The 5174-nt window shown below is 41.3% G+C and carries 4 protein-coding genes and 1 tRNA gene; 4 read left to right on the top strand and 1 reads right to left on the bottom strand.

Annotation, left to right across the window (positions count from 1 at the left end; translation table 11 throughout):
• The first annotated feature begins 65 nt into the window (after positions 1-65).
• Positions 66-137, top strand: a tRNA-Thr gene (locus tag PX481_RS08440).
• Between the two features lie 365 nt (positions 138-502).
• Positions 503-3511 (top strand): alpha-mannosidase, encoded by a 3009-nt coding sequence (locus PX481_RS08445; RefSeq protein WP_002761152.1) that lies wholly within the window; start codon positions 503-505, stop codon positions 3509-3511.
• Here the strand turns inward: PX481_RS08445 and psbN are convergent.
• The gene (gene psbN, locus PX481_RS08450; protein WP_002761150.1) at positions 3508-3639 is read right to left on the bottom strand and encodes a photosystem II reaction center protein PsbN; all 132 of its coding nucleotides are present in this window, start codon (positions 3637-3639) and stop codon (positions 3508-3510) included. The two genes, PX481_RS08445 and psbN, sit on opposite strands and share 4 nt — an antisense overlap.
• Before the next feature lie 168 nt (positions 3640-3807).
• Here psbN and PX481_RS08455 point away from each other — a divergent pair, with 168 nt between their 5' ends.
• On the top strand, positions 3808-4656 hold the full coding sequence (locus tag PX481_RS08455; protein WP_002792421.1) for a carbonic anhydrase: 849 nt from the start codon (positions 3808-3810) through the stop codon (positions 4654-4656).
• A gap of 82 nt (positions 4657-4738) precedes the next feature.
• Positions 4739-5174 (top strand): glutaminase (locus PX481_RS08460; protein ID WP_288094354.1); only part of this gene is annotated, 436 nt, incomplete at its 3' end.

Below are 5174 nucleotides of genomic sequence, written 5' to 3' on the forward strand. Positions count from 1 at the left end.
CGGACTGTAAATCCGTTGGCTACGCCTACGCTGGTTCGAATCCGGCCCGGCCCACCACGATCAATGCCCGTGTAGCTCAGTGGTAGAGCACACCCTTGGTAAGGGTGAGGTCATGAGTTCAATCCTCATCACGGGCTTTCTCTTCCCTGCTCATTCTCAATAAACCGTTGAAGGATGAGATTGAGTAGGGCTTGCTGAATAAATCTAAAAACCTTGTTGGATAATATTTTTAGGCTTTTTTGAAATCAAAAAGTACCGGCCATTGGAGGGATCGGGGGGTAAATTTAGGGACTTTTTCCCTGAAAATTAGGTAATTGACCCCCTGAAAATGGGTAAAACCCTACACCCTACACCCCACACCCCACACCCTACCCCCACCGAAAAACTTTTTGCCGCAAACCCTAAGTAAGTCTTCAGCACTATTGCGTTAACACAAGTTCTCCCCTAGGGCAATTAGTCCTCGATCGCTTAAAATAATCAAAATTAACTTATTTGTTGGCTCATGTCTCCCCTCGACAACATCGCTAAACTGTCTCACCTCACCCGCAGAGATGTTCAGAAAAATTGGTTTATCGCTACAGCAGCGGGAAAACCAATTCAACCCGTCACCCTCAATGAAAAACAATACATTATTTGGCCTGCCGGCAGACAAATCCAATATCTAACTCAAAAAATTATTGTCCCCGAACATTTAGCCGGTTATCCTTTAGAGGGAATGGAACTGAGATTAATCTTAACTTGGTGGGCGGAAGATGTCAAAATTTATGTTAATAATCAATTTATCCAAGCAGGAGACCTCTTTGATTCTTCCACCCGCATTTTACTTTCCAACTCGGTCTCTACTGGTCAAGAAATCCTTGTTACTCTGCGTTTAGTCAGTCCCAATCATGATATTGGTGGTTTGATGAAATCGCAGTTAATCTATGAATATAGCCAAGCGATCGATCCTAGTTTTGTCGCTGATGAATTAACCATTCTCCATAATTATCTGCAAACTTTTTATCCTGAAAAATTAGCGGCTTTTACCGCTACTCTCGATAATATTGACTGGGATAATGTCACCAACAAAGATAAATTTAATCGCTCCCTAGAATCAATTCGTCAATCCCTACAACCCCTCGCTCAACCTCTCAAAGAACGCAGTTTTCATCTTCTCGGTCATGCACATTTGGATATGGCTTGGTTGTGGCCGTTGGCAGAAACTTGGCAAGTGGCACAAAACACTTTTATCTCGGTTTTAAACCTCCAAAAAGATTTCCCTGCCCTCATATTTGGTCATTCTAGCCCCCTAATTTACGACTGGACAGAAAAACATCATCCTGACCTGTTTCAAGCAATTCTAGAGGCATATAAAGGGCAATCTTGGGAACTTTTGGGCGCGATGTGGGTAGAACCAGAAGTCAATTTGATCTCCGGAGAATCCCTATTTCGACAACTACTTTATGGACAAAAATATTTTCAAGAAAAATTTGGACAAATCACTGAAACTGCTTGGCTGCCGGATACCTTTGGGTTTCCCTACCAATTGCCGCAAATTCTTCAATCCTTTGGCATCAAATATTTTGTAACTGGGAAACTACATTGGAATGATACGACTAAATTTCCCCACGGTTTTTTCTGGTGGCAATCTCCCGATGGCAGTAAAATTCTTTCCCTAATGTCTCCTCCCAATGTTGCCGGAGTTATGGATACTAACCCAATTATTATGACCGATCATGCTCTCAATTGGGAACGGCAAACCGGCTTAAAAGATATTTTTTGGCTGCCAGGTGTTGGCGACCATGGCGGCGGTCCGACTCGTGATATGTTAGAGGTAGCCCAACGTTGGCAAAAATCTCCTTTTTTCCCCCAGTTAAAATTTAGCCAAGCAACAACTTATCTGAACAGTCTGGAGACAAGTAATCTCCCTATCTGGGATGATGAATTATATCTAGAATTCCATCGCGGTTGTTATACTACCCACGCTGACCAAAAGGCCTATAATCGTTACTGTGAAATCCTCTTGTATCAAGGAGAATTATGGTCTTCTCTGGCTAATATTTTACTAGAGATTCCCTATCCGAAAGTCGAGATAGAATCCGCCTGGAAAAAGGTTTTATTAAATCAGTTTCATGATATACTGCCTGGTACTTCTATCCCAGAAGTGTTTAGGGATGCCAATCAGTTATGGCGGCAAGTTATCAACACAGGTGAAGCAATTTTACATCAAGCTTTACAAGCAATTGCCACTCAAATTAATTTACCTAATCCCCCCCATCCCCAAGCAAAACCTTTTCTAGTTTTTAATTCTCTTAACTGGGAAAGAACCCAGGTTATCTCTTTATCTATAGAATCTGTCAATTGTTCAGTTTATGACTTAAATAATTGTCTATGTCCTTCGCAATTATCCCACGACAATCAGCTATTATTTATCGCTGAAAATATTCCTGCTGTGGGTTATAAGTTATTTTGGTTAGTTCCCAATCAGCAAGCAACCGAGAAAAATTTAACTAACTGCCAATTTATTTTAGATAATGGCTTGCTTAAAGTTACTATTAACTCGGAAACGGGGGATATAGATAGTATATTTGATATAATTAATCAAAAAGAAATCCTGCAAGCTGCGGGGAACCAATTACAGGGATTTAAAGATCAAGGACAATATTGGGACGCTTGGAATATCGATCCTAATTATCAACAATATCCCTTACCTAAAACAGTATTAAAATCGATCGAATGCTTAGAATGTGGTGCCTTGCGCTGGCAGATTCGCGTGATCAGAAGTTTAGCTGATTCGGAATTTTGTCAAGATTATATCTTAGAAAAAGATTCTCCTATTCTCCAGATTAAAACTATTGTTAATTGGCAGCAGGAACATACTTTAGTAAAAACCGCTTTTCCTCTCACCCTAAACAGCGATTTTACCACCTATGAAATTGCCTGTGGTGCGATCGAGCGTTCCCACGAACCAGAATCACCAAAATGGGAAGTTTACGCGCATAAATGGGCAGATTTAACCGATACAGAGGCAAACTATGGGGTTAGTCTTTTAAATAATAATAAATATGGCTATGATGCTACTAACCGGCAACTGCGATTAACTCTGTTGAGAAGTCCCCGATGGCCCGATCCCGAGGCGGATCTGGGGAAACAAGAATTTACCTATGCAATATATCCCCATCAAGGTAACTGGAAAACGGCGAAAACTGTCCATCACGCTTGGCAGTTAAACTCACCTGTCACCGTTGTTTTTATTACTAATTCTTCTCAATCAAACCAGTTGCCACCCGTGGCACAATGGTTAAAATTCTCGGCCGATAACTTAATTTTAATGAGTTTAAAACAAAGTGAAACATCCTTTCGGGGTTGGGTAATGCGCGTTTATGAATGTCAGGGAGAAAACGCTGTTATTGATTGGCAAAATCAATTACAATTAACAATAAAAGAATCGATCGACGGTTTAGAAAGAGCGATCGATCCTATGGAGCAAATTTCTCCTTGGCAAATAGCCACATGGTTATTAAAGAATTAATCTTCGTGATCTTCAAAAGGATCGCTTAATTCTGCTGCTGGCGGTCCAAAAGCGGTATAAAGAGCTAAAGCGGTAATCCCCACCAAAGCGGCAGCGATCGAAATACCCAAAATTGTTGCAGTTTCCATAAAATAAAATTTGCTTAGATACAGTCTGTATCTTATCTTAACAAAATATAACCGATCTCGCCGTCGATAGCGATCGCTAATCTGGCCGGTTGCATTGCTGTTATCTCATGCCCGATAATGCTGAAAGGATCGACTCAATAGCGATCAAACTAAACCAGAAAAATTATTATGAAGAAACTCCTACAGGGACTAGAAAAGTTCCAGAGTGGTTATTTTGATGAACATCGGCAATTATTTGAGCAACTCTCCCACGGACAAAAACCGAGAATCCTGTTTATCACCTGTTCCGATTCCCGTATCGATCCTAACCTAATTACCCAAGCGGAGGTGGGGGAATTATTCGTAATTCGTAATGCGGGAAATATAATTCCTCCCTACGGAGCAACCAATGGTGGTGAAGGTGCATCTATAGAATATGCTATCAACGCTCTCGGCATCGAGCAAGTGATTATCTGCGGTCACTCCCATTGTGGAGCGATGAAAGGTTTATTAAAATTGCAGAGTCTGGCCGATGAAATGCCTTTAGTTTACGATTGGTTAAAGCAAGCAGAAGCTACTCGACGTTTAGTTAAGGATAATTACAAAGAACTAGAAGGAGAAGAACTGATCGAGGTGACAGTAGCAGAAAATGTTCTCAACCAGTTAAGTAATTTGCAAAGCTATCCAATTATTCGTTCCCGATTACATCAGGGTAAATTATCTCTACACGGTTGGATTTTTCGGATTGAAACCGGCGAAATTTTAGCCTACGATCCCATCCTACACGATTTTGTCGCTCCCCATAGTAAAATCACCCATCCCGAACCAGAAGACAATTTACCCTCTAGTCGTCACCTTCCCAATAGTCATCCCTTCAAGATTTCTGAGGATTATATCAGGACTCACGCGGAGGTAAAAAAAGCGACTCCTGCGGTTAATACTGTGGCCAAAAAGAATGGCTCCTCGACCCAAAAACCGGGCTATAATTATTTAGAACCCTCCCAAGCTGATCGCATTTATCGCGGTTCGAGAAGTTAATTAGGGATTACAGAAATTCTCTAGAGATGTGTCTATCAACGTCTCTAGAGTGGCAATTAAACGATAACTGCTATACTCCTCTATGGCTTCCCCAAAAGATTTTATTAGTCCCGTCAATTCCGGGCAAGAGTTAGTCTATCCTTTTCGGAACTATCTTAACTATCTGCACGCAAAATACTCTGATTTACAGACGGGTCATATCGCCGATTATATTCCGGAATTAGCCCTAGCAGCTCCAGAATGGTTTGGTATTTCTGTAATTAGCACTGACGGTCAGATTTTTGAGGTGGGCGACTGTCAGCAAACCTTTACAGTACAATCGATTTCTAAAGCTTTTGTCTTTGGATTAGCCCTAGAAGATCACGGAAGGGAATACGTTAACAGTAAAGTCGGTGTTGAACCCACGGGGGAAGCTTTTAACTCGATTATTCTCGATGAAAAAACCAATCGTCCCTATAATCCTATGGTTAATGCTGGTGCGATCGCTACCACGGATTTAATCACCGGACAGAATGCCA

The sequence above is a fragment of the Microcystis sp. M53603_WE2 genome, assembly GCF_030065435.1.